This window comes from Catenuloplanes sp. NPDC051500 (genome assembly GCF_044454585.1).
Classification (GTDB): Bacteria; Actinomycetota; Actinomycetes; order Mycobacteriales; family Micromonosporaceae; genus Catenuloplanes.
This window is the reverse complement of sequence record NZ_JBITDX010000017.1, coordinates 1-26313: the sequence shown is the minus strand read 5'-3', so window position 1 is coordinate 26313 and position 26313 is coordinate 1. Positions and strand designations below refer to the sequence as shown.

General features: G+C 70.7%; 27 protein-coding genes. 19 read left to right on the top strand and 8 right to left on the bottom strand.

Features of this window, described 5'->3' with window-relative positions; all coding sequences use genetic code 11:
• Positions 1–163: 163 nt before the first annotated feature.
• The 10 genes from ACIA8K_RS28930 to ACIA8K_RS28885 are packed head-to-tail and all read left to right on the top strand — an operon-like array spanning position 164 to position 9939.
• On the top strand, positions 164–1888 hold the full coding sequence (locus ACIA8K_RS28930; RefSeq protein WP_396064782.1) for a condensation domain-containing protein: 1725 nt from the start codon (positions 164–166) through the stop codon (positions 1886–1888).
• A complete protein-coding gene (locus ACIA8K_RS28925) occupies positions 1879–2817 on the top strand; it encodes a 3-oxoacyl-[acyl-carrier-protein] synthase III C-terminal domain-containing protein (RefSeq protein ID WP_396064780.1) in 939 nt (312 codons plus the stop codon). Before ACIA8K_RS28930 ends, ACIA8K_RS28925 begins: the two co-directional genes overlap by 10 nt.
• A 9-nt stretch (positions 2818–2826) precedes the next feature.
• A complete protein-coding gene (locus ACIA8K_RS28920; RefSeq protein WP_396064778.1) occupies positions 2827–4185 on the top strand; it encodes a hypothetical protein in 1359 nt (452 codons plus the stop codon).
• Positions 4182–5465, top strand: coding sequence for a type III PLP-dependent enzyme (locus ACIA8K_RS28915; RefSeq protein WP_396064776.1), 1284 nt, complete (start codon positions 4182–4184; stop codon positions 5463–5465). Before ACIA8K_RS28920 ends, ACIA8K_RS28915 begins: the two co-directional genes overlap by 4 nt.
• Before the next feature lie 3 nt (positions 5466–5468).
• On the top strand, positions 5469–5726 hold the full coding sequence (locus tag ACIA8K_RS28910; RefSeq protein WP_396064773.1) for an acyl carrier protein: 258 nt from the start codon (positions 5469–5471) through the stop codon (positions 5724–5726).
• A 1-nt stretch (position 5727) separates the two neighbouring features.
• The gene (locus tag ACIA8K_RS28905) at positions 5728–6543 is read left to right on the top strand and encodes a hypothetical protein (RefSeq protein WP_396064770.1); all 816 of its coding nucleotides are present in this window, start codon (positions 5728–5730) and stop codon (positions 6541–6543) included.
• Positions 6544–6555: 12 nt separating this feature from the next.
• Positions 6556–7119, top strand: coding sequence for a hypothetical protein (locus tag ACIA8K_RS28900; protein WP_396064767.1), 564 nt, complete (start codon positions 6556–6558; stop codon positions 7117–7119).
• Positions 7112–8314, top strand: coding sequence for an acyl-CoA dehydrogenase family protein (locus ACIA8K_RS28895; protein WP_396064764.1), 1203 nt, complete (start codon positions 7112–7114; stop codon positions 8312–8314). The genes ACIA8K_RS28900 and ACIA8K_RS28895 overlap by 8 nt, the downstream gene beginning before the upstream one ends.
• A complete protein-coding gene (locus tag ACIA8K_RS28890) occupies positions 8311–8709 on the top strand; it encodes a holo-ACP synthase (RefSeq protein ID WP_396064760.1) in 399 nt (132 codons plus the stop codon). The genes ACIA8K_RS28895 and ACIA8K_RS28890 overlap by 4 nt, the downstream gene beginning before the upstream one ends.
• 21 nt (positions 8710–8730) lie before the next feature.
• Complete coding sequence (locus tag ACIA8K_RS28885) at positions 8731–9939, top strand: glycosyltransferase (protein ID WP_396064757.1); 1209 nt, start codon at positions 8731–8733, stop codon at positions 9937–9939.
• Positions 9940–10079: 140 nt separating this feature from the next.
• Here the strand turns inward: ACIA8K_RS28885 and ACIA8K_RS28880 are convergent, their stop codons facing one another.
• Positions 10080–10766, bottom strand: coding sequence for a hypothetical protein (locus ACIA8K_RS28880; protein ID WP_396064755.1), 687 nt, complete (start codon positions 10764–10766; stop codon positions 10080–10082).
• A 71-nt stretch (positions 10767–10837) separates the two neighbouring features.
• Positions 10838–11479, bottom strand: coding sequence for a TetR/AcrR family transcriptional regulator (locus ACIA8K_RS28875; RefSeq protein WP_396064753.1), 642 nt, complete (start codon positions 11477–11479; stop codon positions 10838–10840).
• A gap of 91 nt (positions 11480–11570) precedes the next feature.
• Between ACIA8K_RS28875 and ACIA8K_RS28870 the strand changes: the two genes are divergently transcribed.
• A complete protein-coding gene (locus tag ACIA8K_RS28870) occupies positions 11571–12314 on the top strand; it encodes an SDR family NAD(P)-dependent oxidoreductase (protein ID WP_396064751.1) in 744 nt (247 codons plus the stop codon).
• Positions 12315–12351: 37 nt separating this feature from the next.
• Here the strand turns inward: ACIA8K_RS28870 and ACIA8K_RS28865 are convergent, their stop codons facing one another.
• From ACIA8K_RS28865 to ACIA8K_RS28855, 3 genes are read right to left on the bottom strand one after another with little or no spacing between them, the layout of a single operon-like run.
• The gene (locus ACIA8K_RS28865; protein ID WP_396065108.1) at positions 12352–13509 is read right to left on the bottom strand and encodes an ABC transporter permease; all 1158 of its coding nucleotides are present in this window, start codon (positions 13507–13509) and stop codon (positions 12352–12354) included.
• Between the two features lie 26 nt (positions 13510–13535).
• Positions 13536–14216 carry an ABC transporter ATP-binding protein gene (locus ACIA8K_RS28860; protein WP_396065105.1) on the bottom strand — a complete coding sequence of 227 codons (681 nt, stop codon included), beginning with the start codon at positions 14214–14216 and terminating at the stop codon, positions 13536–13538.
• A 5-nt stretch (positions 14217–14221) separates the two neighbouring features.
• Positions 14222–15268 (bottom strand): efflux RND transporter periplasmic adaptor subunit, encoded by a 1047-nt coding sequence (locus tag ACIA8K_RS28855; RefSeq protein ID WP_396064748.1) that lies wholly within the window; start codon positions 15266–15268, stop codon positions 14222–14224.
• A gap of 97 nt (positions 15269–15365) precedes the next feature.
• On the opposite strand from ACIA8K_RS28855, the gene ACIA8K_RS28850 reads away from it, so the two are divergent.
• Both ACIA8K_RS28850 and ACIA8K_RS28845 read left to right on the top strand, forming a co-directional pair.
• Positions 15366–16052, top strand: coding sequence for a response regulator transcription factor (locus ACIA8K_RS28850; protein ID WP_396064746.1), 687 nt, complete (start codon positions 15366–15368; stop codon positions 16050–16052).
• Positions 16052–17803 carry a sensor histidine kinase gene (locus ACIA8K_RS28845; RefSeq protein WP_396065103.1) on the top strand — a complete coding sequence of 584 codons (1752 nt, stop codon included), beginning with the start codon at positions 16052–16054 and terminating at the stop codon, positions 17801–17803. The genes ACIA8K_RS28850 and ACIA8K_RS28845 overlap by 1 nt, the downstream gene beginning before the upstream one ends.
• On the opposite strand, the gene ACIA8K_RS28840 is transcribed toward ACIA8K_RS28845, so the two are convergent.
• Together ACIA8K_RS28840 and ACIA8K_RS28835 are read right to left on the bottom strand one after the other, a co-directional pair.
• Positions 17787–18422 (bottom strand): hypothetical protein, encoded by a 636-nt coding sequence (locus tag ACIA8K_RS28840; protein WP_396064743.1) that lies wholly within the window; start codon positions 18420–18422, stop codon positions 17787–17789. The genes ACIA8K_RS28845 and ACIA8K_RS28840 overlap by 17 nt on opposite strands.
• 154 nt (positions 18423–18576) lie before the next feature.
• A complete protein-coding gene (locus tag ACIA8K_RS28835; RefSeq protein WP_396064741.1) occupies positions 18577–19704 on the bottom strand; it encodes a peptidoglycan recognition family protein in 1128 nt (375 codons plus the stop codon).
• A gap of 513 nt (positions 19705–20217) precedes the next feature.
• Here ACIA8K_RS28835 and ACIA8K_RS28830 point away from each other — a divergent pair.
• On the top strand, positions 20218–21090 hold the full coding sequence (locus ACIA8K_RS28830; RefSeq protein WP_396064738.1) for an enoyl-CoA hydratase/isomerase family protein: 873 nt from the start codon (positions 20218–20220) through the stop codon (positions 21088–21090).
• Here the strand turns inward: ACIA8K_RS28830 and ACIA8K_RS28825 are convergent.
• Positions 21012–21878, bottom strand: coding sequence for a helix-turn-helix domain-containing protein (locus ACIA8K_RS28825; RefSeq protein ID WP_396064736.1), 867 nt, complete (start codon positions 21876–21878; stop codon positions 21012–21014). The genes ACIA8K_RS28830 and ACIA8K_RS28825 overlap by 79 nt on opposite strands.
• Before the next feature lie 461 nt (positions 21879–22339).
• Between ACIA8K_RS28825 and ACIA8K_RS28820 the strand changes: the two genes are divergently transcribed.
• The 5 genes from ACIA8K_RS28820 (at position 22340) to ACIA8K_RS28800 (ending at position 26182) form a co-directional block, all read left to right on the top strand.
• Entirely contained in the window at positions 22340–22852 is a 513-nt protein-coding gene (locus tag ACIA8K_RS28820; RefSeq protein WP_396064734.1) for a hypothetical protein, read from the top strand.
• 468 nt (positions 22853–23320) lie between these two features.
• Positions 23321–23965 (top strand): alpha/beta fold hydrolase, encoded by a 645-nt coding sequence (locus ACIA8K_RS28815; RefSeq protein ID WP_396064731.1) that lies wholly within the window; start codon positions 23321–23323, stop codon positions 23963–23965.
• A 182-nt stretch (positions 23966–24147) separates the two neighbouring features.
• The gene (locus ACIA8K_RS28810; RefSeq protein WP_396064729.1) at positions 24148–24912 is read left to right on the top strand and encodes a DUF6193 family natural product biosynthesis protein; all 765 of its coding nucleotides are present in this window, start codon (positions 24148–24150) and stop codon (positions 24910–24912) included.
• A gap of 136 nt (positions 24913–25048) precedes the next feature.
• Positions 25049–25429 (top strand): cyclic-phosphate processing receiver domain-containing protein, encoded by a 381-nt coding sequence (locus tag ACIA8K_RS28805; protein ID WP_396064727.1) that lies wholly within the window; start codon positions 25049–25051, stop codon positions 25427–25429.
• A 387-nt stretch (positions 25430–25816) separates the two neighbouring features.
• Positions 25817–26182 (top strand): hypothetical protein, encoded by a 366-nt coding sequence (locus ACIA8K_RS28800; protein WP_396064725.1) that lies wholly within the window; start codon positions 25817–25819, stop codon positions 26180–26182.
• Positions 26183–26313 lie beyond the last annotated feature (131 nt).

Sequence of the window (26313 nt, the reverse complement as noted above, 5' to 3'; positions counted from 1 at the left end):
CCGGCAGATGCGGCACATCGTGCGCACCGGCGTGCGGAGCCGTAAAGACGCCGGCACCCCGAAAGCATCCGAAGTCAGGGATTTCCCCGCTGTTGCGACCTGCGTCGCTGCCTACCGTTTGGTCCGGACAGGAGCGTCATCGCAGCCAAGGCCGGGAGGGCGGATGCAGGATCTGACAAGCGCGCAGCACCTGACGGCGCGGTTCAGCGACGCGTCGGCCGGGACCGCGCCGGCGACACTGGGGCAGCGCAACGTGCTGGCCTGGATCGTGCGTCAGCACACCGAACGCTCGGACGTGATCTCCCGTGCCGTCGAGGTCCCCGCGGGAACCCGGCTGTCCGGCATCGTCGATGCCGTACGCACCCTGCTGATTCGGCATGAGGGCCTGCGCACGACGTTCACGATCGACGCGGCCGGTGAGTGGCTGCAGCGGGTGCACCCGGACGGAGACGTCACCATCGAGGTGTGTCCGGACGGGAACGCGATCGACCCGCGGTGGTGGGGACGGCCGTTCGACCTGTCGGCCGAGTTCGGTGTGCGGTTCGCCGTGATCACCAGCGCCGAACGGCCGGTACGGCTCGAATTCGCGATCTCACACGTGGCAGGCGACTTCGCCGCCCAGGAGATCCTGGCGCACCAGCTCGAAGCGATGTTCGCGGACCCCCAGCAGAACCTGCCCGCGGTACGCCAACCGCGCGAACAGGCCGCTGACGAGACCTCGCCGGCGGGCCTGCGCCGCGCCGAGGCCGGACTGCGTGCCTGGGACCGCGCGATGCGCAAGGCGCCGCAGTGCATGCTCTCCATCACGCCCCACTCCGCCGGCGAGTCCGGACCACGGCAGGCCGTGTTGTACTCGCGAGCGGCCGCGCTGGCACTGGACCACATCACCGCGCGCACCGGTGCCAGTCGTTCCACTGTGGTCTTCGCCGCGTACGCGACGGTGCTCGCCCACCGCACGGGTCATGACAGCTGCGCGATGATCGCGGTGTCAGGCAACCGGTTCCGGCTCGGTACCCGCGACTACGTCGGCACGATCGCCCAGGACGCGTTCGTACGGCTCGACATCGCGCCGGCGTTCGACACGGTGGTCCGGGACTCCCGGCAGTCCCTGATGACCACGTACCGGTCTGGACAGTACGACACCGCCTGCCTGTACGAGGTGATGGGCCGGATGGAGTACGAGCGTGGCACCCGCTTCCACCGCGACTGCGTGTTCACCGACATCTCCGTGCACCGCAGGATGCCCGGCGCCGCACCCCGCACCGCCACGCTCGCCCAGATGCGGGAGGCGATGTCACAGACACGGGTCACGTTCATCACCGCCCGGGACCTGTCGGTGCTCTGCCAACTGCAGGTGTACGAACTCGACGAGCAGGTCACCCTGGTGCTGCAGGCCGACAGCGGGCTGCTGCCCTCCCGCGAGATCGAGGAGTTCCTTCGCGGCGTCGAGCGGCTGCTGCTGGCCGCCGCCGACCGCGACATCGAGGCGGCCGAGCTGGCGACGGTCAGCGGCATCGCGGCGCCGGTGCGCGGACCGGGCTGGGACCTGATCGACTCCTGCTGGATCCGGCCGGACGCCGTACGCCGGCTGCTGTTGGACGTGCCCGGGGTGACCGACGCCGTGGCGTACGTCCGGGACGGTTCGCTCGTCGGCCACCTGGTGTGCGCGGACCCGACGATGAGCCTGGACGACATCCATCTCTCGGCGGTGGCCCGGCTCCGTGGGCGGCTCACCGCGATGGCACCGCACCTCTACCACCTGCACGCCGCCCGGCCCGGCCAACCGGACGACCCGGCCGCCTGGCAGCGCCTGCCGGTACTGGCCGCCGGTACCGGGCGTCGCGCCGACCAGCCGGCCGGCCGTCCCGAGGAGATGCCGTGTCGCTGACTACCCTGGACCGGATCGCCACCTACGTACCGGCACGGTCGGTGCCGGTCGAACAGGTCGCCGCCGAGCTCGGCATGAGCCGGTACGCCGGGCGCGTGTTCCGCAAGTTCCATGGACTGGACCGGCTGCACCAGGACCCGCAGAGCACGGTCTGCGACCTGGTCGTCCCACCCGCCGCCGAGCTGCTGCGGCAGACGCCCGACCCGTCGACGATCCGCTACCTGCTGTTCGCGCACACCATCCCGGACGTCGCACCGTCAGCCCTGAACGTGGCCGAGGAGGTGGCAGCCCGGCTCGGCCTGACCGGTGTCGAGGCGTTCGCGGTCACCCAGCAGAACTGCGCCAGTGGACTGGCCGCCATAGACATCGCCGGCGAGCTGCTGCGGGCCGACGGCGTGCCCGGCGCGCAGGCGCTGGTGGTCACCGGTGAGAAGGCGTTCACGCCGGTCACCCGGTTCATCGCCGAGACCACGATCATGGGGGAGGGGGCCGCGGCCTGCCTGGTCGGGATCGACGGCCCGAGCAACCGGGTCCGTTCCTACGTCGCTCGCACCCAGGGCCGGTTCGCGCACGGCATCCGGTTGACACCGGTGCAGCTGCGCGACTTCAACGAGAGCTACGCACGCGACCTGACGGCGGTGATCACCGAGACCGTCGAGCGGGCCGGTCTTCGGCTGAGCGACCTGGACATGGTCGTGCCGCACAACGTCAACCGGCTGCTCTGGACCCGGATCATCGCCGAGCTGGGTCTCGATCAGGACCGGATCTTCCTGGACACCATCGCTAGGTACAGCCACTGCTGGTGCAGCGATCCGCTGCTCAACCTCGCGGCGCTTGCGGACGACGGACGGCTGATCAAAGGCGGACGGTACCTGCTGACATCGGTGGGCCTGGGCTCCACCTACGCGGCCATGGTCATCGAGCACTGAGGGGGAGGCATGAGTCGATATCTGGGCCAGCTCAAGGAAGCGGTGGCCGGTGCCGCGGACACACCACTGGTGCTCGTCTGCAACTTCGAGGTCGAGCGGCAGTGGGCCACCGGCCACGTGGGGCTGCCCGGCGTCGCGGTGGCCTCGGCTCCCGCGGTGGTGCAGCGGATGGAGGAACTGGGCGTCCTGCTCGCCGGCCCGGCCGACCACCTGCTGCTCAAACACCCGCTGGACACCGGCTACCTGGACTACCTCACCGGGCTCGGCTTCCGCACGCCGACCGTACTGTGCCCCGAGCGGACCCACCCGGACCGGTCGACCACCGAGGATGCGCTTGACTCACCGGACCTGCTGCGGACGTTGCGCGGGCTGGGTGCGGGCGCCCGGCTGCTGCCGATGGGCGCCTCGGTGCACGAACAGAAACTCGCCGACAGCTGCGGGCTGCCGCTGGCCGGCTCCGGCGCGGACGTCGCCGAGCGGGTCAACGGAAAGATCTACGGCCGACGGCTGACCGCGCGTGCGGGACTGCGTGAGGTGCCCGGCCACTGCTGCGAGACCGTCGACGAACTGGCCGGGGCACTGGATACGCGGGACATCGTCGACCGGCCACTTGTCGTCAAGGACGCCTACGGGGTCTCCGGCCGTGGCCTCGTCGTGGTGGACACCCCGGCCCGGGCCGGCCAACTGCTGCGTCTGGTACGGCGGCGCGCGGAGCGTACCGGCGACAACCGCATCGAGGTGGTGGTGGAACGGTGGTTGCCCCGCCGGCACGACCTGAACTACCAGCTGACCGTCACGCCCCACGACGTGCGATTCGACTTCGTCAAGCAGGCGCTGACCGAGGCCGGCGTGCACAAGGGCCACCTGATGCCGGCCGCCCTGACCGATGCGCACCGCGCGGAGATCGAGCGGGCCGCGCAGTTGGTGGGTGCGGCGCTGCACCGGGACGGGTTCACCGGCGTCGCCGGTGTCGACGCGATCATCGACACCGACGGGCAGCTGTACCCCGTGCTGGAGATCAACGCGCGGCTGAACATGTCCACCTACCAGGGTGTCGTCGTCGAACGGTTCCAGCCGCCGGGCGGGATCGGCCTCGCCTGCCACTACACGCTGCGGCTGCGGGCGGACTGTGCGTTCGACGCGGTCGAGTCCGCCCTCGACACCGCGCAACGCGGCACCGGCGGCCGGATCGTGATCACCAGCTTCGGCACGCTCAACGCCGCTGCGCCGTCCGGTGAACCGACCGCGCCGTTCGACGGCCGGCTCTACGCCATGCTGTTCGCCCCCGACAGGCCGCGCCTGGACGCACTTCACGGCGCGGTCCGGCAGGCGCTCGGCCGCATCCCGCAGGTACTGGAGGTCCGATGACCGACGAACTGACCGTGCAGGGTATCCCCGTGTCCGACCTGGCGCAGCGGTACGGAACCCCGCTGTACGTCTACGACGGCGACGTGCTGCGCGCCACCTTCACCGGTCTGCGCGACCTGCTCGACCCGCACGTCGACGTCTTCTATTCGGCGAAGGCGAACCCGAACATGAGCCTCTGCGGCGTGCTGCGCTCGCTGGGCGCCGGCATGGAGGTCTCCTCGCTCGCCGAACTCATGGTGGCGCAGCGCGTCGGTGTCGACCCGGCCGACATCATCTTCCTGGGGCCCGGGAAGACGGTGGCCGAACTGCGCGCCTGTGTCGATCTCGGCATCCACGCGGTGGTGTGCGAGTCCCTGGACGAACTGAGGATGCTGGACTCGATAGCCCCGGAGTCCGGGATGTCGGTGCTGCTGCGCGTCAATCCGTCCTTCAGTAGTAAGGGCTCACGGTTGGCGATGGGCGGCAAACCGCGCCAGTTCGGCATCGACGAGGAGATCCTGCTGAGCGCCGGGCCGCTGCTGCGGCAGCTGCGGCGGGTGCGGGTGATCGGCTTCCACGCCTACCTGGGCACGCGGATCCTCGACGCCGCCGATATCGTCAGCAACACCCAGGGCGTCCTGGACGTCGCGGAACGGCTCAGCGCCGAACTCGACATCCCGCTGGCCACGGTCGACTTCGGCGGCGGCTTCGGCGTGCCGTACTTCGACAACGAGAACCCGCTGGACCTGGCCGCCACCACGGCGGGCATCAACGACGCCGTCGCCCGGTTCCGCCGGCGCCACCCGGACTGCCGGCTCATCACCGAACTGGGCCGCTACCTGGCCGGCTGGTGCGGCACCTACGTCGTTCGCGCCCAGTACGTGAAGCAGTCCCGCGGCGAATGGTTCGTGGTGGCCGACGGCGGCACCAACCATCACATGGCCGCGGTCGGCATCGGCAGCTTCGTCAAACGCAACTTCCCGATCCGGTCCCTGACCCACTACGACGCCCCGGCCGATCGGCAGTACACGGTCACCGGCCCGCTCTGCACCCCGAACGACGTGGTGGGCGCGAAGGTAAAGCTGCCCGAGATCCGGCCCGGCGACCTGATCGGCGTGCAGCGATCCGGCGCGTACGGTCCCTCCGCCTCGCCCGTGCTGTTCCTGAGCCACGGACACCCCGCCGAGGTCCTCGTCCTGGACGGCACACCGCACCTGGTACGCCGCCGGGACACGGCCGCCGACCTGCTCGACCGGCAAGAACTCCTACCGCTGTCGCACCATCACACAGGAAAGAGCTGACCCATGGACCGAAGCCGTATTCTCGCCGCCATTCAGGAAGCGCTCGTCGAGGTCCTCGAGCGTGACGACATACAGATCACCGAGGAGACCCGGCTCTTCGAGGACCTGCACCTCGACTCGACCTCGGTGCTGACCCTGTTGATGGCGCTGGAGGACTCCCTGGGCATCGAAGCCGACCCGGAGTCGTTGAACATGGACGACTTCCGTACCGTCCACACGTTCGCCAACTGGATCGGCTCAAGCGTTCCGCTGACGGCCTGACATGGTGCTGACCCTCGAGGCCGCGGCCGTGGTCACCGCCGAAGCCAGGCCCTATCAGCGCGATGAGGGCCTGCTCGTCTACCACCGGGACCTGGCCGCACCCTTCGACGTCGAGGTGCGGGAGCAGCGGCTCGCCGAGGGAACGAACGTCACGTTCACGCACCTCGCCGAGCTGCTGCTCGACCGCACACCGTCCCCGCCCCGAGCACCGGACATGATCATCGTGAGTTACGCGCTGCCCGACTGGTACCCGTTCATGACCGTCGCGGCGCATGTCGATCATCTGCTCGGCGGTGGATCGCGCTGCTTCGCGGTCTCCGAGCAGGGGCTGTGCGCACCGTTCACCGCGCTGCGTATCGCCTCTGCGTACGCCCGGTCCGGACGCTGCGACACGATGACCCTGTTGGTGCTGGAACAGGGCACGCTGCCCTACCACGAACCGCTGGTCCACGACACGTCACTGGCCGACTCGGGTGTGCTGCTCCGGTTCGGCGCGGCCGGCGGGTTCCACGTCCACGGCGTGTACTCCGGCCTGCCCGGTGAGCCGCTGACCACCGTACTCGGCCGGGCCGTCGCGCCGGTGCCGGCAGCCGGCACGCTCGTGGTCGCCGGCCCCTGGACGGACCCCGAGGCGCTCGCCGGACACGAACCGGTGCACCGGGTCACCGCGGGCTCGTACTGCACAAGCGTCTGGCTGGAACTCGCCCGGCAGCACGAGGACTGGGCCGGGCGGTACCGCGCCGTCGTGCTCTGCGACACCGATCCGCGCTCCGGCCGCAGCCAGGCGGTCCTGCTACGCGCCGACTTCCACCCATAGAGGAGGCATCCCATGGCGGACAGCTCCATCGGCTACCCGGCGTCACTCGACGCCCTGCACGAGGCCACCGCACCGGGGCGGCTGGTCGCGTCCCCCGGTGGCCACGTCGTCGCCTCGTCGGCGGCGCTGCCGCTCGTCGACGGTGACCTGTCCAGATTCGGCGCCGCCTGGGCCACCGCCGGCCGGAACGCCGAGCCGGCCACCGACCGGTTCCGGCTCGGCCTGTTGCGCCTGCACACCGCCCTGCTGCGCGGCACCGTCGCCAAGGCGATGGCCACCCTGGACGGCCGCACCGCCGACGGCACGAGCCTGCTGTCCCGGCAGCTGATCCAGGGAGCACTCGCGGACGCGGCCACCGAGATCCGGGAGTGCGAGGAGATGTACACCATGCCGGGCCCGTCAGCGGCCGCCCGGGACTGGCTGATCAGTCAGCGGCTGATCGCCACCGGCCGGCACCTGCTCGACCTGTTCGGCGCGCGCGGCTTCCTTGCCGACGGGCCCGCGGTCGACCTGTTCCTGGCTGAAGTGACAAGCAACGTCTACCTGCATCCCGGAACGGAGAATCAGGATGCCTGACCTGACCACCGCGGACCCGCCACTCGGCACCGATCTGCTCGACGCCCGGATGACCACGGTGCTACGCCACTGCCGCGACATGGCGCCGGACATCCGGGCGGCAGGTGCGGTCATGGAACGCGACCCCGACGCCGTCATCAGCCTGACGGACCTGCCCGCCGTGGCGGTACTGCGTGCGGCGGCGACCCCACGGCGGTACCAGTACCAGACACCGGACCTCGACGGTGTGACGCTCACCGGCACGTCCTGTCTGGAATGGACGGTGGTGCTCGAGGCCATCTCATACGGTGATCCGAGTCTGGTGCTCGGCGGGCCCGGCCCGTCACTGTCCGGAGCCGCGGTCGCCGCTCTGGGCAGCGAAGCGCAGTGTGCGGAGTATTTCGCCAAGCTGGCCGGCCCGACCTGGACGTTCTTCGCGCTCACCGAGCCGAACAAGGGCAGCGCCGTCCTGGAGCTCGAGACCCGGCTCGACCGCGATCCGGACGGCGACGGCTGGCTGCTCAACGGCGCCAAACGCTTCGTCGGCAACGGCGCCCGCGCGCAGCTGGGAGTGGTGTTCTGCCGCCGGGCACCCGGCCCGTGGGGCATCGAGGCGGTGCTTGTCGACACGTCGGACCCGGGCTTCCGTGGGGAGCTGCTGCCCACCGTCGGCCTGCGCGGTGCACGGCTGAGCCACCTGCAGTTCGACGGCGTACGCGTCGCACCGGCACAGGTCCTCGGGCTCGACCGTCCACCGAGCCGACGCGGCTTCCACGGCGCCATGACGACCCTTCTGCGCTGCCGGCCCACCATCGCCGGAATGGCACTCGGCGTCGGCGACGCGGCCTGCGACTACGCGGCGCAGCAGCGACCTCATATGCCGGCGGGACAGCGGACCCGGCTCGACGCCATGCGCCACCGCCTCGGCGCCGTCCGCCGGCTGGTGCACGCCGTCGCCGCGGACATCGACGCGGGCGTGGTGAACGCGCACCGGGTCGGCGCCGTGAAGATGCGCGCCGGCCACCTCGGCGCGGAGGCCACGATCCTCGCCGCGGACCTGCTCGGCCCCGGATCACTGCTAGAGCACCCGTGGCTGGCCAAGGCCAGCCGGGACGTACGCGGCTTCGAGTACATGGAAGGCACCACCAACGTACACCGGCAGTCGATCTTCCAAGGCCTGCTCAAGGGCACGTTCTTTCCGGGACAACCGGCGTGACCGGCGTGCCCCCGAACCCGCCGACGCTGCGACTGGGCCTCGACCTCCTGACACTGTCCGAGCTGGACCGGCTCACCGAGCGTGCCTGGTTCATGAACTACATCTACGCCCCGCAGGAGCGGTCCCAGGCCGACACGATGGCCGCGAGCCGTCGACGCGAGTACCTCGCCGCCCGGTTCGCGGCCAAGGAGGCCGTACTCAAGATCCTGGGCACCGGCCTGTTCCAGGGCGTCGTACCACGTGACATCCGCCTGCCGCGCGGCGCGAGCGGAGCACCCGAGGTGGAGTTGGTGGGCAGTGCGGCGGCAGCCGCCGCCAGAGTCGGGATCCGCGCGATCAGCGTTTCCATCACACACAAGGACAGCCTGGTCGCCGCCGTGGTCGCCGGCTGGTGACGGTCAGACGAGGAGACCACCGTGTCCAATGTCGCCAGAGCGCTCGACGTGGCTCTACCGCTCGTCTTCGGCACCTACCTGGTGGCCGTGCTCGGCTACCTGACCCTCCAGGTCGCGTTCGCGGAACGCGCCCGGCGACACACCCCCGCGCGTGAACCGGAACGGCTGTACCCGACCGTCGACGTGATCGTCCCGTGCTTCAACGAGGAACCGGCGACGCTCACCGAGTGCCTCGAATCGCTCGCCGTGCAGGACTACCCGGGTCACCTCGCCGTGCACGTGGTGGACGACGGCTCACCCAACCGGTCCGAGCTGCTGCCGATCTTCGAGCGCTTCCGGCTCGACCACGGCTTCCACGTGTCCCTACTGCCACACAACAAGGGGAAACGGTACGCACAGGTCCTCGTGATCGACAAGACCGACGGTGACATCATCGTCGCCGTCGACTCGGACACCATGATCGCGCCCGACGGCATCCGGCACATCGTCGTCGCCCTGGACGAGCCGAGCGTCGGCGCCGCCATGGGCGAGATGATGGTCGCGAACCGTGACGAGAACTGGCTGACCCGGCTGATCGACGCCCGCTACTGGTACGCCTGCAACCAGGAACGCGCCGCCCAGTCCCGGTTCGGTGCGGTGCTGTGCTGCTCCGGGCCGTTCTCCGCGTACCGGCGGTCGGTGCTTGAGAAGGTCCTCGACGATTATGTGGACCAGCGGTTCCTGGGCCGGCGCAGCACCTACGGCGAGGACCGCTACCTGACCAACCTGATCCTGCAGATCGGCAGCCGTACCGTCTACGCGTCCCACGCCCGGGCGGTCACCACGGCGCCGGACCGCATCCGGCCGTTCCTGCGTCAACAGCTGCGGTGGAACCGGTGCACCTACCGCGACACGCTCGGCATCGCCGGGCAGCTCCCCAGACTGGGGGCGTACCTCGTGCTGGACGCGGCCATGCAGGTGCTCGCCCCGCTGCTACTCGGCCTTTCGGCACTGCTTGTGGTGTCGCACACCGCGCTGGCCGGCACTTCCAGCCTGCCGTGGTACCTCGCCGGCTTCACGGTGGTGGCGACGGCGTACTGCGGATACGGCGTCTGGCGTACCCGCGACCCGCGATTCCTCCGCTTCGCCCTGTACGGCGTGCTGCACGTCGCCCTGCTCATCCCGAACCGGCTGTGGGCGCTTCTCACCATCACCGACGACCGGTGGGGACGTCGGGGCGCCTCTGCCTGACGTCCGCGCCAGGATCACTCATCTCGGTTCGGGCAGCGGCTCGACCATCACGCCCGGCCCGTGGAACCCGCCGAGCCGTGATCGCCCCCGGCGGTGACGCGATGCCGCGCGGGCTACAGGTGCGGTGGAAGTGGCGTTCCTTATGGCCATCCGAAGCCGAAGGCCTCCGCCGCGGCCCTGCTTCCGCCGACCACCCGGTCCTGCCGCACCGGCGAGCTGCGGCACAGCCTGTCGACGAGTGCGTCCGCGACCACGTCCGGGGCGCCGCCGTGAACGGGGAGTTCGGTGACGAACTGCATGAAGTGCTCGCGGGGCGGTCGCGGGTAGGTGTACGACACGGTCACGCTGCCGCGCTTGTTCGGATATGCCACCACCCCGTCGAGCTCGCAGTTCCACCACATGAGCGGTGTCTGGTCCTGCGTCAGGCGTTCGTGCATCAGCCGGGCCACGGTCCGTTCGTACCACTCCCACGACCGGTCGGCGTCGGCGCGGGCGAGTTCCGCGTCGTACTGTGCCGCGTCGAACGTGTCGGCCGGCCGGGCGGGGCGAGGGTCCGACGGATTGCGCCAGTCGCGCCAGACGACCTCGTCACCGCGCCGCTCCACGGTGACGTAGAGCGCGCCGCAGCACTCCCCGCAGTAGGCCTCGGCCACCCGTACCTCATGCGGTGCCGTCTCCGCGCGGAGCGCCGGGAACAACTGTTCCGGCGGCTCGCCCCAGCCGTTCGTCATCTCTGCCGCGATGACGTCGCGGCCGTCGACCAGAACGGACGTGACAGCGGCGGTGTCGCCCACCGTCACGCCGAGCGCGATGTGGCTGGTACTCACCAGGTGGAGGCTACGTGCCCGAAGGGGCATCGGGCGTGTGGCGCGCCCGGCGCGCGGCTCGTGGCCCGCCGTCAGCCGGCCTCGCGGTCGTCCGGACTCGCGTCGCGACGGGTGGGGAAGTTCCCCAGCGCGAGGTCGGCGACCTCCTGCAGTTCTGCGCGGCTCGCACCGCTCGCGGCCTGGACGGCGATGCCGAACGCCACCGACAGCACGTATCGGGCCAGCCGGGCGGGATCTGACCCGCCGGGCAGGTCGCCGTCGTCCAGGGCCTGTCGGAAGCGGTTCTCAAGCATCTGCCGGGCGTCGTTGCGCCAGGTGGACAGCAGGCGCTGGGCGTGGAGGTCCTGGGTGCCGACGGCGAGGGCGCCCTGCACCCCGAGGCATCCGGGCGGGCATCCGGGTTGTGTCGTGGCCTCGGCCGCGCCGTGCAGGAACGCGGTCGCCACCCGCAGGGCGGTCGGCTCCAGCAGGGCGCGCCGGCCGTAGGCCGCCGGGCCCCGGTCGTAGCGTTCCAGGGCCTTGGCGAACAGTTCCTCCTTGCTTCCGAAGGCCCGGTACATGCTGTTGCGGGCGATGCCCATGGCGTCGGTCAGTTCCTGGAGGCTGGCCCCCTCGTAGCCGTACCGCCAGAACACCTGCATGGCGCGCTCGAGGGCCTCGTCGGCGTCGAAGGACCTCGGGCGACCGCGGATCGGCGTCTCCTCGTGGGTCACCTCTGCAGTCTAGCCATTTGGCACCGACCGGTCCCGAAGTGCTAGGTTGACTTCGGAACTGATCAGTCCCGAAATAGGGGGAGTGAGTGGCATGGGCCAGCTCAACGGCAGGACGGCGGTCGTCACCGGCGGCAGCGAGGGGATCGGCTTCGGGGTGGCCAGGCGCCTGGCCGAGGAGGGCGCGCACGTGTTCATCACCGGCCGGCGCGAAGCCGAGCTGGAAGCGGCGGCCACGGCGATCGGCGCGGCCACCGCGGTCCCCGGCGACATCGCGAACCTCGCCGACCTGGACCGGCTCTACGACACGGTCCGGGCCCGGGGACGCGGCCTGGACGTGGTCTTCGCCAATGCCGGCGCGGCCGGGTTCTCGACGCTTGAGGAGACGACCGAGGAGCATCTCGACCAGATCTACCGGGTCAACGTCCGCGGCACGCTGTTCACCGTGCAGAAGGCGCTGCCCCTGCTGAACGAGGGGGCCTCGATCATCGTGAACTCCTCCACCCGCGCCGACGACGGCTGGGAGGGGTTCGGCGCGTACGGCGCGAGCAAGGCCGCCCTGCGCCTGCTCACCCGCACCTGGGCCAACGAGCTCAAGGGGCGCGGTATCCGGGTCAACACCGTCTCCCCCGGGGCGATCGAGACCCCGGCCGTGGCCAAGATCGTCGGGGAGGACAACGCCGAGGCGGTCAAGGCGACCTTCCGGGTGGGCGTGCCGATGGGCCGGCACGGGACGATCGACGAGGTGGCCGCCGCCGTGGCCTTCCTCGCGTCGCCGCAGAGCAGCTTCATCCTCGGCGCGAACCTTTACGTCGACGGCGGCGAGAACCAGCTCTGAACCCGCACGAACGATCCTCCCGCCGGACGGCGCTCGATCAGGCGGCCGCCAGCGCCGCGGTCGGGGTCATCCGGGCGGCGCGTACCGACGGATAGAGGCCGGCCAGTACGCCGACGAGCAGGGCGCCGCCGAGGCCGGCGGCGACGGAGGACAGCGGGACGACGATCGGCCAGCCCTGGTAGGTGACGTAGCCGACCGTGGCGAGCAGTCCGAGGGTGACCCCGGCGAGACCACCGAGCGCGGCGAGCATTGTGGACTCGGTCAGGAACTGGCCGCGGATCTGGCCACGGCTGGCGCCGAGCGCGCGGCGCAGGCCGATCTCCGCACGGCGTTCCAGCACCGAGACGACCATGGTGTTGGCGACGCCGATGCCGCCGACGAGCAGCGCGATCGCGGCCAGGCCGAGGAACAGTGAGGAGAACGTGGAATCGGCCGCGCGTTTCGCGGTGAGCGCGTCGGACGGGCGGCTGACCTGCACCATGCCGGGGTTCTCCGGGTCGATGGTGGCGGGCAGGACGGCCCGGACCGACTCGACCGCGTCCTCGCGCGCCTGGACGTAGACGACCGTGGGATGCCCGTCGAAGCCCAGGTAGGTGCGGGCGGCGGGCCAGCCGACCAGCACCGACCTGTCGATGTCCGGGGAGTTGCGGATGCCGGCGAGGATGCCGGTCACTGTGAAGTACCGGTCGCCGATCATGACCTGGGACGCCTCGCCGCCTGCCCTGACCGAGGTGATGCCGAGCCGGGTGGCCGCGACCGCGCCGAGCACGACCGCGGGGAAGGTCTCACTCGCCGGGGACAGCCACACCCCCTGCGCTACCTCGGCGTCGATCGCCGGGAGCAGGTCGAGGCGGGCGGCGAGCACGGTCAGGCCGGAGCCGTCGAGCGGGTCGACGGTCTCCGAACGGCGGACCAGCGAGTGTACGTTCGCGACCGCGCTCACCCGGGTGACCGGCCCGATCCGGGAGATCATCTCCACCGCGTTCTGAGGCAGCGCGTACTCGTTGGTCTCCCGGGGCGCGGCCTGCAGCGTGTTCGTCCCGAGTGCGGCCAGTTCCTCGGCCAGCGCTCGTCGGCTGGACGCCGGGATGCCGGTGACCACGATGATGGTGGCGATGCCGATCGAGATGCCGAGCGCGCAGAGCGCGGCACGGGCGACCCGGGTGCGGATGCCGACCAGGCCGAGCGCGAGCATGTCCAGCGGGGACAGCCGGGTGCCTCTCACCGGGCACGCTCCGGTGTGCCGGTGTCGCGGACCACCCGGCCGTCCAGGATCTCGACGCGCCGGGGCAGGCGGGCCGCGATGTCCCGGTCGTGGGTGATGACGGCGATGGTGGTGCCGTCGGCGTGCAGGCGGTGCAGCAGCTCCAGCACGGCCTGTCCGTTGCGGGTGTCGAGCGCGCCGGTCGGCTCGTCCGCCAGCACCAGCGACGGCCTGTTGACAAGCGCGCGGGCGATGGCGACGCGCTGCTTCTCGCCCCCGGAGAGCTCGTGCGGGCGGTGGCCGGTGCGATGCCCGAGCCCGACCCGGTCCAGTGCCTCGAGCGCGCTCGCCCGGCGGTGCCGGCGGGGGACACCCGCGTAGAGCAGCCCGGTGGCGACGTTCTCCGCCGCGGTCAGCCCGTCGGTCAGGTGGCACTGCTGGAAGACGAAGCCGAGCACCCGGCCACGCAGCGCGGACAGCCGCCGGTCGCTCAGCGACGCCACGTCCGCGCCGTGCAGGTGCACGCTGCCGGAGGTGGGGCGGTCGAGCGTACCCATGATGTTGAGCAGTGTGGACTTGCCGGACCCGGACGGCCCGACGATCCCGGTCAGCTCGCCGGCGTGGATGCGCAGCGACACACCGGCGAGCGCGGTGACGCCGCCGGGATAGGCCATGCCGGCGTCCCGCACCTCGATCACCGCGGTCACGAGGTGGTCACCACGGTCTGGCCCTCGGCGAGCCCGGTGCCGGTGACCTCGACCAGACCTCGTGCGAACAGCCCGGTCTCGACCGCGACAAGCGTGCCGTCCGCCAGCTGCACCGCGTGCCCGCCCTCGCTCAGAGCCAACAGCGATCCCACGGGTACGGCGAGCACGCCCTGCCGCGTCGCCGAGGTCACCTCCACCGACACGGCCCCGGCGTCGAACGCGGCGACCGCGGCCGGGTCGTCGGCGGTGACCGTGACCGCGAGCGTCTGCGGGCCGGAACCGGACTCGCCGTCGGTGCTCAGCGCCGTGCCGACCGCGGTGACGGTGCCGGGCGTGGTGGCTCCGTCCGGCAGTGTCAGCGTGACCGCGGTACCCGCCTTGACCGCGGCGGCGTCGCCGGGCTCGGCGCGTACCGTGATCACCTTCTTGGTCGGTGTCACCCCCATCAGCGTCGCCGCGGCCGCGTCCCCGGTCTGCACGGCGAGGGAGTCGACACGCACCTCGCCGGGGAGCACGATCACGTCGGCCGTGCCGATCACGCCGTTCTCCGGGCGGCCGGTGTCCCGCTGCCAGCGTTTCACCGCGGCGATCAGCACCTCGGTGTAGCGCGGCGCCTTCGCGTTCCCGCCGAGACCGCCGACCGCGTAGCCGAGCGCCCGCAGGTTGTCCGCGACCACGACGACGTCCCGGCCGGTGGTGCGCGGGTCGCTCAACTCGCGGTAGAGCGGCAGGTCGCCGTAGAAGAGCGAGACCGGGCGGTCGTCGACGCGCACCAGCTGCTCGCCGCGCGTGATCGTGACGCCGGTGGCGGGCAGCCAGGTCACCGTGCCGCTCTGCCCCTTGACCTGCCGCGACGTGCCGTAGCCGAGCGCGCCCTGCAGCGTGCGGGTGTCGGCGAGATCCGTCTTGACGACCTCGGCCGTGGCCACCGTCCCGGCGTCCGCCGCCTCCGCCGCGGGTGCCGGCCGGCCGTTCCAGTAGAGGAGACCGGCCGCCGTCATCGCGACGATCGCCGCGGCGGTGATTCCGATGCGTGCTTTCACCGGCCCGATCGTCGTGCCGGACGGTCAGGAAGCTGTTAGGCCGGGGCAACGATCGGCACGGCGATATCCGCGGCCCGATCTGCCTATAGTCCGCCGTGTGAGTGCATATGTGCTGGTTGCCGAGGACGACGAACGCCAGGCCGAGGTGATCCGGCAGTACCTGGTGGCGGACGGGTACCGCGCGGTCGTCGTGCACGACGGCCGGGCCGCGCTCGACGCCGCGCTGCGAACCGCCCCGGACCTCGTCGTGCTCGACGTGATGCTGCCGCTGGTCAGCGGCCTGCAGGTGTGCCGGCAGCTGCGGCAGGAGTCGTCGGTGCCGGTGCTGATGCTGACCGCGCGTACCGAGGAGGAGGACCAGCTCGTCGGGCTGGAACTGGGCGCGGACGACTACCTGGGCAAGCCGTACAGCCCGCGGGTGCTGATGGCCCGCGTCCGTGGTCTGCTGCGCCGGTCCGCATCCGTGCCGCATCCGGCCGGGCTGCGGCGGGTCGGCCCGCTGCTTGTGGACCCGGGACGGCACGAGGTCAGCGTGGCCGGGCGTCGGGTCGAGTGCACGCGCGGCGAGTTCGCGATCCTGGACGCGATGAGCGAGCAGCCGGAGCGCGTCTTCACCCGCAACCAGCTGCTGGCGGTGGCGAGCGGGCTGGACCGTTCGGCCACCCGGCGTGCGATAGACGTGCACATCCTGAACCTGCGCCGCAAGATAGAGGAGGATCCACGGCGGCCGGTGCTGCTGGTGACCGTGTACGGCGTCGGCTACAAGCTCACCGGCGGCGCGTGATGGTCCCGATCCACCGCAGCATCGTCCTGCGGCTGCTGGGCACCTCGATCGCTGTGGTCGTGCTCGCCGTCACCGCCACCGCCTGGCTGGCGGTGCAGACCACCACGGCCGCGGTCCGGCAGGCGCAGGGCCGGTCCCTCGCCGACGATCAGGGGATCGTCGACGTGCTGCTCGGCTACGCCGCCGTCCACGACAGCTGGGACGGGGTCGGCGAGCTGCTGGCGACGCTCGCGACGAAGACCGGGCAACGGATCTCGCTGCTCACCGAGGAGCGCACGCTGATCACCGAGTCGGGACCCGGGCCGTCACTCGCGCAGGGGCCGCCGACCGCGACCGTCGACCCGCTGCGGGTCGGCGACGCCGCGCTGATCGACGCGCGTGTGGTCGGCCCCTACCTGCTCCCCGAGCGGGAGCGCCGGGAGCTTCGGGCGCAGGCGGAGGCGGTGGTCGCCTGCCTGACGGCGTCCCGGGTCCGCGCGGAGATCGAGGAGCTGCCGAGCGGGCGGGTGGACGTGCGGCCGGCCGAGCCGGACGAGCGGAACGCCGGTCTGCCGTGCGGCCTGTACGAGCTGCGCCTGCCGACCGACACCGAGGAGACGGCCCTGGGGCAGCTGGCCACCCGTACCCTCGAATGCCTCGGCACCCCCGACGTCAAGATGATCATCGGGACGGACTTCGACGCCGCCAGCGGGTTCCTCGACGGCCAGCCGTTCACGGTGGAGGAGTTCCACGCCTGCCTGGCGACCGCGCGCGAGCAGCAGCTACGGCCCTACACGGCGCCGCCCGCGCTGCTGTTCGTCACCGACCCGGCCGCGGGCGCCCAACCCCGCCCGTTCACGCTGTCCCGGGACAACATCATCCGGATCGTGCTGGTCACCGGCGCGGTGCTGGCCGTCACCGTGGCGTTCACGGTGGTCGCCGGCCTACGACTGGTCCGGCCGTTGCGCGCGCTGACCGTTGCCGCCGGCGCGCCGCTCGGTGCGCACCGGCCGATGCCGGTCGCCGGCCGGGACGAGATCGGCCACCTCGCGTCCGTGCTCAACGACCTGTCCGTGCGCCGCGACCGCGCCGAACAGCAGCGCAAGGCGATGATCAGCGACATCGCGCACGAGCTGCGCAACCCGATGACGAACATCCAGAGCTGGCTGGAGGCGGCCGAGGACGGCGTCACCCCGGCCGACGCGCGACTGCTCGCGCTGCTGCTCGACGAGACGGCTCAGCTGGCCCGCATCCTCGACGACCTGCGCGACCTGGCCGCCGCGGACGCCGGCACGCTGCGGCTGCACCCGGAGCCGATCCGGCTCGGCGACGTGCTCGGACCGGCGGCGGAGTCGCACCGCGGCGCCGCCGACACCGGCGGCGTACGATTGCGCGCCTCCTACGACCCGGAGCTGCCGATCGTCGCGGACCCGGTGCGGCTACGGCAGGTCGTCGGCAACCTGATCTCCAACGCGGTCCGGCACACGCCGGCGGGCGGCACGGTCGCGATCGGTGCCGGCGTGGCCGCGGACGAGCTGCTCATCACGGTGGCGGACACCGGGTCGGGCATCGCGCCGGAGGATCTTCCACACGTGTTCGACAGGTTCTGGCGGGCGGACCACTCCCGCCGGCGGGTGACCGGCGGGAGTGGTCTGGGGCTGGCGATCGTGCGGGACCTCGCCGCCGCTCACGGCGGCGGCGTGGAGGTGGTCAGCACGCTCGGGGCGGGGACCACCGTCACCGTGCGCGTCCCGCTCACCCGTACAGCTTGATCCGCTCCGCGAACGCCTTCTGCTCGCACTCACGCGTGACCTTCGCGCGAGCCTCCTCATTGGACAGCTCCACGCTGCGGCGAGCCTGCTCCTCCGCGGTGCCGGGCCCGACGTCACGCGGCGCGATGTACCAGGGCCCGCCCTCCGGATCCTGCCGCAGCGCCACGTCCATCCCCTTGTCGTTCATGCAGTCGGCCTGGTCCTCCAGCAGGTCGCGGTACTCGGGATTCCGCTCCTCGACGGCCGTCCAGCTCTCCGGCTCCTCGTTCGCGCAGACCTTGGTGGCGCGCTCCGCGGCCGCCGGGTCGACAGGGGCGACGGCCACCTCGCCCGGTGGCTTGTCGAACCGGCCCTCCGCGTTCTTCCACTGCGGGAACCCGTTGTCGTTGAGGCAGCTGTGATACGCCTGCACGAGCGCCTCGATCTCCTCCCGGCTCGCGTCCGGGCGAATGATCGGCCGGCCGGCGGCACTCGGCGACGGGTTCGCGCCCGGTGCTCCGGTCCGTAACGTGACCACCCCGGGCTGCCGCCCCTGCGGCGTATCCTCGCCGCCGCACGCGGAGAGCGCGAGGATCGCGACGGCCGCGGTGAGCAGAGCGGGCAATCGGCTGATGTTCATGCCGCCGACTCTCGCAACGACATGTCAGCAACCGGTTAGTGCCGCGACCCGATGTCGCCACCCTCGGCCGGCGGGGCGGCGGCTCGCCGGCAGCCATGGGTGGCCGGTCGCCCCGGCCACCCATGCGGTGCTGTGCAGAGCGGTGCCGTGCTTGTCAGAGCAGCGCGGCGGCGTCCCGGCGGATCGATTCGAGGGTCGGGTGGAAGGCGTCGCCGGGGCATTCGGTGGGGCCGGCGCCGATCGCCGCCCAGTCGCGGTGCCCCTGGACGGTGCGGACCTGACCGCCGAGCCCGTTGCCCGGGTTCAGGTAGGCGGTGGTGCCGGCCGGGTCGAGACCGGAGACCTTGGACAGCAGCGCCAGCACCTTGACGAGTGACTCGCGGGCGGCGGGCGTGGGCTGCACGGAGGTGAACCGGCCGAGCAGGACGATGCCGATGTTCCCGGCGTTGAACGAGCCGACGTGCGCGCCGTTGGCCATGTGCAGCTCGCGGTCGTAGACCGGGAAGCCGTCGTCGCCGGACACCCGGCCCTCGTAGACCGCCCCGTTCGCGTCGATGAGCAGCTGATAGCCGATGTCGCCGTAGTCGTCGACCACGCAGTCGTCGTAGTAGACGGCGCGGACGGTACCGGCGGGGTCCGGGTCGTCGTTGTGCTCGTAGAGCCCGGTGTGGTGGACCGTCAGCGTCTGCACCGGGTAGAACTTCGCCGGCCACAGTTCGGTGCCGTCCGCGGCGAAGCGCAGCGTCTCGTCCGCGCCCCACGCGGCCCGGGACAGGTAGGCGGGCAGATCACAGACGCCGCCACCGGTACGCAACTGGCGCGTGCTCGCACCGGCCACGGGACCGGCGGGGCCGTCGGCGGTGTTCAGCTCGGTGACCGCGACCGTGCTCCCGTCGTCGGTCTGCACCTCGTAGCCGGTGACGTCACGCGCGACCACAAGCGAGCGCCGGCTGGTGGGCGCGGACCGATCGTCCCGGGCGCCGCCGCAGGAGGCCGCCGCGAGGTCAAGCCACCCACCCCACCCCGCGCCGGTACGCAGCCGGACCGCCGCGCCCGCGGAGGAGACGACCGACAGGTGGGTGAGGGTGAAGTCGGCGACGTCGGTCCGGGTCCGGCTCTCGATCCGGGTCCGCCGGGTGGCGAGCGTGGCCGGCAGGCGGCGGGCGGCCGGCGGGGCGGGGGCCGTGGTCTCACCGGCGAAGGCGCTCGCTCCGGCGGCGCCGGCAAGCGCGACCGCGCCCATTCCGGTCGCGCCCGCGAGCAGGTGGCGTCGTGACAGCATGTGGTGCCCTTCTTCGTGGAGACGGCCGGCCGGTCCGGCGATCGGCGCCCCTTCCCCCGAGGCGGCGCCGCCTCGAATCACCCGGTCAGCCGGTAAGGCGGGCCCGGGCGGTCCGTTCCGAACGTGGCGGTGCGTTCAATACCCCCAGGGCTCGCGCGGGATGTGCGCAGACATCCGGTTGCGGCCATGGGGCTGCTCCTCACCGTGCCGAGATTTCCGGGCGGGCGCATCTGTCGAAAGTGGGAGTCCTGGGACGGCATATCCGCCGCCCTGCTCATCGGCGACCGGTAAGACCATCGGCGCACCAGCCTGTCACGTGGTGGTTCCGGCCTGAAGAGCACCGCTCGTAGCCGACCCGCCACACGGCGATACCGCCGCGCGCCGACGTCGTACCGTCGCAGGGGGGTTGATCTCATCCCCCCGATGAACGCGAGCTGGATCGGGCTGCGGCGGGCCTGTTGCATGGTCACCGCCGGTGGCGATCGCCACCGGTCACGGCCTGGAGGACCTCTCATGACACAGTTCGGCATTCAGCAGGTGACTCCGGCGATCCGCCGGGTCACGTTCACCAACGGGCCGGTCAACGTGGTCGGCGCGGACACGCTCGCCGAGCTGTCCGGCGTCGTGGAGGCGTTGAGCGGTGACGAGCGGGTGCGGGTCGTCATCTTCGACAGCGGCACGCCGGGATACTTCTACAACCACGCCGACCTGGACCAGCTCGGCGCCCTGCTGACGCTCGCCGACAGCGACTCCACGCCGATGTTCGTCGCGCTCGCGACGCGCCTGGCCGCGGCGCCGTTCGTCAGCATCGCGTCGATCCGGGGCCGCACCCGGGGCGGGGGAGCGGAGCTCGCGCTCGCCTTCGACCTGCGGTACGCCAGCCGGGAGGAGGCGTTCTTCTGCCAGCCCGAGGTCGCCACCGGATTGGTGCCCGGTGGTGGCGGGGGCGACCGGCTGCCCCGTCTCGTCGGCCGTGACCGTGCCCTCGAGGTGCTCCTGACCAGCGAGGACTATGACGCGGATCGTGCCGAGCGATACGGCTGGGTGACCCGTACGGTCCCGGACGCCGACCTCGACGCGTTCGTCGACGCGGTCGCCGCGCGCATCGCACTGTTCGACAGGTCGTCAGTCCTCGGCGTGAAGGCCCAGATCAACCGCGCCACGCTGCCACCAGCGGCCGACGTGCGGGCGTCCTGGACCGAGTTCACCGGATCGGTTTCCTGGCCCGGCTTCCAGGGCCGCGGCGCGGTCTTCGCCGCGCTCTTCGCCGAGGTGGGCCCCGATGCGGTCGAGCGCGACCTGGGACACTACCTCGGTGTGGCGAACTCGCCGGAGGTCAGCAGCCGCAGCCGGTCCTCGCTTTCGGAGCCGGGCTCGGCCGCGTAGACGGTCATCAGCGGCCCGTCTGCCGCGATGGTCGGCAGCTCCACTGTGGAATAAAACAGCTCGATCGGCCCGGCGGTCGGATGGCGGAACGTCTTACGCCCGCTGATGTACATCCGGACGTCGTGGGCCGCCCAGCGGGCGCGGAAGTCCGGGCTGAGCGCGGACAACTCGTCGACGAGATCGCGCAGATCCCTGTCGTACGGGTGGCGGCCCGCCTCGGTCCGCAACAGCGCGACCACGATCGCGGCGGCGTCCGCCCAGTCCGCGAAGAAGTCCCGGGCGCCCGGGTCGAGGAAGTGGTAGCGGGCCACGTTGACGTGCTCGCGGGTGACGTCGCTGGCCAGCAGCGGGGCGTAGAGGGCGCGGGCGAGTGCGTTGCTGGCCAGCACGTCCCACCGCCCGTTGGTGACGAACGCGGGCGCCAGCGTCATCGCGTCAAGCATCCACTGCACGTGCGGCTCGAGCGCCACCGCCGGCCGCGGGCTGCGCGCCCGCTCCGGACCCGCGACCCTGGCCAGCTCACGCAGGTACTCCCGTTCCTCGTCATCGAGCCGCAGCGCGCGTGCCACAGCGGTGAGCACGTCCGCCGAGATATCGGAAATATGGCCTTTTTCCAGGCGGGTATACCACTCGGTGCTCACCCCTGCGAGCGTCGCCACCTCCTCCCGCCGCAACCCCGGCACCCGCCGGCGCCCGGTCACCGGCAGCCCTACATCCGCGGGCCCCAGCCGCGCCCGCCGGCTGACCAGAAAGTCCCGCACATCACCCCGGTTGACCTCGTTCACCACCCCTCCACGGTACGGATCGCCGGCCGCTGCGGCCCGGCCGCGGTGATGCCCCCGGGGTCACCGGACGCCGACGACCCGGTCGGCAGCCTCGGGCCGGCCTCGGCGTCGCCGCCCCGGCCAGCATCTCCCACTCATCCAGCTCGTCGTCGCTTAAGGCGGCTCCGGCTGTAGCTAGCGAGGACGCGCAGTGGGTCAAGGTCTCCTCGCTCGATGCACAGCTCAACAAATTGTTCTGTGGCTCGATAGTCGCCAGCATCGGCGCGGGCACGCAGCGCGCCGGTATCGCCGCGCTCAACCAACAGCCTGACCGACAGCTCGTTCAGCCGGAGGGGGTTGGCGGCTGCACGCCCGTGAGTCTCGTTAGGGAAGCTTTAAGGAACACTTGTTCAGCGTCCTGAACTGCCGCGGCGTCATTGCTCGTATGTCTCGACAAGTAGTACCGAGACGAAGAGGAGCCGTGCATGTATCGACGCGTAGTCAGCAGCCGGACGCGCAAGCTGGTGATTGGAGGTGCCGCTGCAGCGCTGCTCGTCTCGGCTCTCGCGGTCGGCACGGGGATGAGCCAGGCCGCCGAACAGGGCAACGCCGGAGCCGGCTCCGGTAACATTAACGCTTTGGTGCCGGCGCTGGGTTTCAGCCCGGGTGATCCGACCGCGACCGCCGATCGTGTTGGCCCGACCGGGGTGAAAGTTCCGGGTCGCTGTCCGCCTACTCAAGCCCAGGTGAACGCGCAGGTGGCGCGCAAGAATGCGAACCTGCCGAGTGGAGCGGACCTTGAAAGCCGCATCCAGCGTTTTGAGAAGACCTTGTCGGCGATTCAGGACTTGAAGTGTCCCGCATCTTCCACGACTTTGCTGGGCCGCTTGAACTCCTTGACTGCGCTGCGTGGAAACGCGAACCGCGATAGCATCCTTCGTGGTTTGGGTTTGAACGAAACGCCAGCGGATAAAGCCGCAGGGAATGCCGCGCCGTAAAACGCGCCAGCGAAATAAGCGGCTCGCAAAGCGGCGCCGCGGACAGCGGCAACCTGATCCTTCGCGGATCCTGATCCACCGCACGGAACCGCCTCGCCGGAGGCCCTCGCACCACGGGGGTCGCCGGCGCGTGCGTGTGTGGGTCAAGCGCGCGGTGATCTTCGGCTATTTGGCACGCTGACCGACCCCGGCGCCGAGGAGTATCGCGAGCCCCTCGCGCACCGCCCCGGGGAACTGCTCGGCGCCTGCCGGTCACGATTCTGGGAGGCGCTGGCCGGGAGCTTCGTCGAGCGCACCATCTGACCGTGACGGCGGCGGTCGGCCCCGAGCGCGGACCGCGGCAGAGCCGGTCGTCGCGGGACAACGCTTCCGCTGGCGCGTGATTCTGCCGGCAGGACGCCGGTCGGTGGCCGCGTAAGGCGAATCGGGGCACCACCGGATGTCATACCTCAGTGCGAGGGTTGCGGCATGGCGACTTTTGTTTTGATCCACGGCGGCGGGGGCAGTTCCTGGGACTGGCATCTGCTGAGCCCTGAATTAGCCGGACGGGGCCACGACGTAGTGGTGCCGGAGCTGCCGATCGAGGACAGGGCGGCGGGCTTCGCCGAGTTCCGTGACACGGTCGTGAGTGCCGTCGGCGATCGCAGTGACCTCGTGATCGTCGGACACTCGTATGGTGCTTTCACCGCACCACTTGTGGCTGACAGGCTGCCTGTGCGGCTCATCGTCCTACTCACGCCCATGATCCCCAAGCCTGGCGAGAGTCCGGCTGACTGGTGGGGCAACACTGGTCACCGCAGCGCTGAAGAGTTCAGTGCGGAGCAGCTGTTTCACAACGGCGTGCCGACCGAGATCGTCGCGGAGGCTGCGGCGCATAGTCGCGACCAGGTAAGCGCAGAATGGAACGAGCCGTGGCCGCTGGCGGCGTGGCCGGACGCACCGACGAGAGTGCTCATCGCTCGCGAAGACCGGTTCTTCCCGCTCGACTTCCAGCGCCGGGTGGCGGCCGACCGCCTCGGTGTCGCACCGGATGAGATCGACGGTGGCCACGCGGTGGCGCTCAGCCGTCCGAAGCAACTCGCCGACCAGCTGATCGAGTACCTGCCGCGCTGAAGGCGCTGCGATCGGTGCCACCGTGTGAGTGCACGAATTTCGGCACGAGTGTGCGCTCAAGCCAGGTCGGGAGCGATTGCGCAGCGTGACCGCTCTGGGTGGCGGCCGCGTACGCTCGGCGGCGGATGAATGCATCTGGTCTGCTGCCGTCTGCGAACCGGGACCCGCGTCATGATGGGACGGTGCCGGATGAAACACGCCCCGCCTTTCCGCTCTACCCCGATATCTCCGCCTTCGGTGACCTGCGCACGGCTTTGCAGACGACATTCGACGACGCGGGCCAGTCATGGCACGTACAGCTCCCGGCATCGCCGGGCTGGGCTCACACCGGCGCCGAGCTGCACGCCGTCGACCGGAGCGTAATCGTCCTCATGGCGAGGGACGAGCGAGCCTTACTCATCATGTGTTCAATGCGGCACGTGCAGATAGCCAGAGGAAATACGACGGAGCTGCGAGCTGCGGCCGACGCGGTCTCGCTCTTCCTGGCCGGAGCGCCCCTGCGTCAGTTCGGCAAGGCCTGCCCCTTCATCAGGTTCAGCTCCTTCGCCGAGGCCTACGAGCACAGTGAAGCCGACGCGATCGAACACCGATGGCGGCAATACCTTGACACCGCTTCGCCTCACCCACGGCGTGTCAACGAGTTGCACGATTTCTTGGCCGCTGCCGCACACGTGCCGCAACTCCGCGCATTGTTCCCGTTCACCAGTCACCTTGACCTCGGCTTCCGGCGCTCGGTCACCCACCGCCATGGACCGGCCTTGGCCTGGGTGCGACCGTTCGGAAACGGCACATACCTGGTGGCTGGCACCGACCGCCGCCAGCTCTACACACCCGGACCAGACCCCAGGACACTCTGGAACGAGAAGCCCACCCCCGGAGCCAAGGGACCCGCCACCGCGCAGGACGCCGTCGCGCTGATGCTGGCCGCGCTCGACCAGCCGACGTAGCGCCACACCTCAGGTCGCCGCCGCCGAACTCACACGACAACCCTCACCACGTCGCAATTCCTGCAGGCGAGCACGAATCGCGGCAGATCCGGATATTTGATTCGAGACGTCGTGGAGGACCGTGCATCATCGTGCGATGACTGATCGCAAGCCGACGACGATCGTACTTGTAGACGATCTCCGCTCGTTCGTTGACGGCCGGCTGGCCGAAGTGGCTCGCACGAGCTCGGCTGGTGTCGAGCTTCTTGATCGTTACCGCGGCCAACGACTCGATGAGCTTTGGCTCGACCATGACCTTGGCGACGATGACACCATCTGGCCGGTCGTGGAGGTGCTTGAACGGGCTGCCTTCGAGTGCCGGCCCTTCGACGTTGGTGTCGTCATCATTCACTCGGCCAATCCCGCGGGCGCCGCGAAGATGGCGCAGGCCCTCCGGCGCTGGAACTATCCCGTCCGCGTCGCCTCAGGTGACCCCGCAGTCGGTTATGTCGACGGAATCGCTCCGCTGGATGCTTGAGGTAACTCCGGGCTCTCGGTGAGCTGCTTCGCGAACGCGTCGAGCACTTGGAGGTCGTGGTCACGGGTGGCACCGTGATGTAGGAGGCGACCAGCGGGCCACTGCTGATCGCGCTCCGGAACGAATCGACGTTGCACGTCTCCGGCGGCTGTGAGTTCCTCAACATCTTCTGGCTTGCCCTCGACGGGGTCGCCGACGCGGCCGAGAGCGCAGAGGGCCGAGCGGTCAACCGGCACCAGCACATCGAGTATTTCCCGGGAGACGAGTACCGATCGCCGGACTCACTGCCTCTGACTGTTGTCAGCGACTGGCCGGCATCCGGCGTTGACGTAGGCCGGTGAGCGCAGAGCCGCCGATCCACCGCCTGCAAGCGATTAAGATCCGCAGATGGCGACCAACGACGACGAGCGCCAGACCCTCGCCGATGCCCTTCGCGGTCTTCCGGCACCAGAACTCGTTGACGTCCTGCGGCGGGTGTTGGCCGTCCACGACGACGAGCTCAACGACATGACACGCAAGCTCGTGCTGGCCGAGGCGACGAGGTACGGCGAGACGCTCCCGCGCACGGCCGACGACCCTGCGGTCAGCCTCGAGGTCGTCGCCTGGCCTGATCGGGACTACTACGACGGAGGCTTCGGCCCGGAACCCGGCCTCTACGAGCAGGGCTACTGCGCCCGATGCGAGATCGAGCTGACCTCCACCGCGAAGCAGGCGTTCTGCCCAATCTGTGGATCACTTTGTCGCCTGACCTGACCCCCCAGGGTCATTGCGTTGTCGGATAACTGCTGTTCACGGCGGTGATGAGGTCGTGTGAGCGGCGGTTGGCGTGGCGGGTGGCGCGGGCGATGTTGGTGGCGCCGGTGGTGCGGTGCCAGCCGATGGCG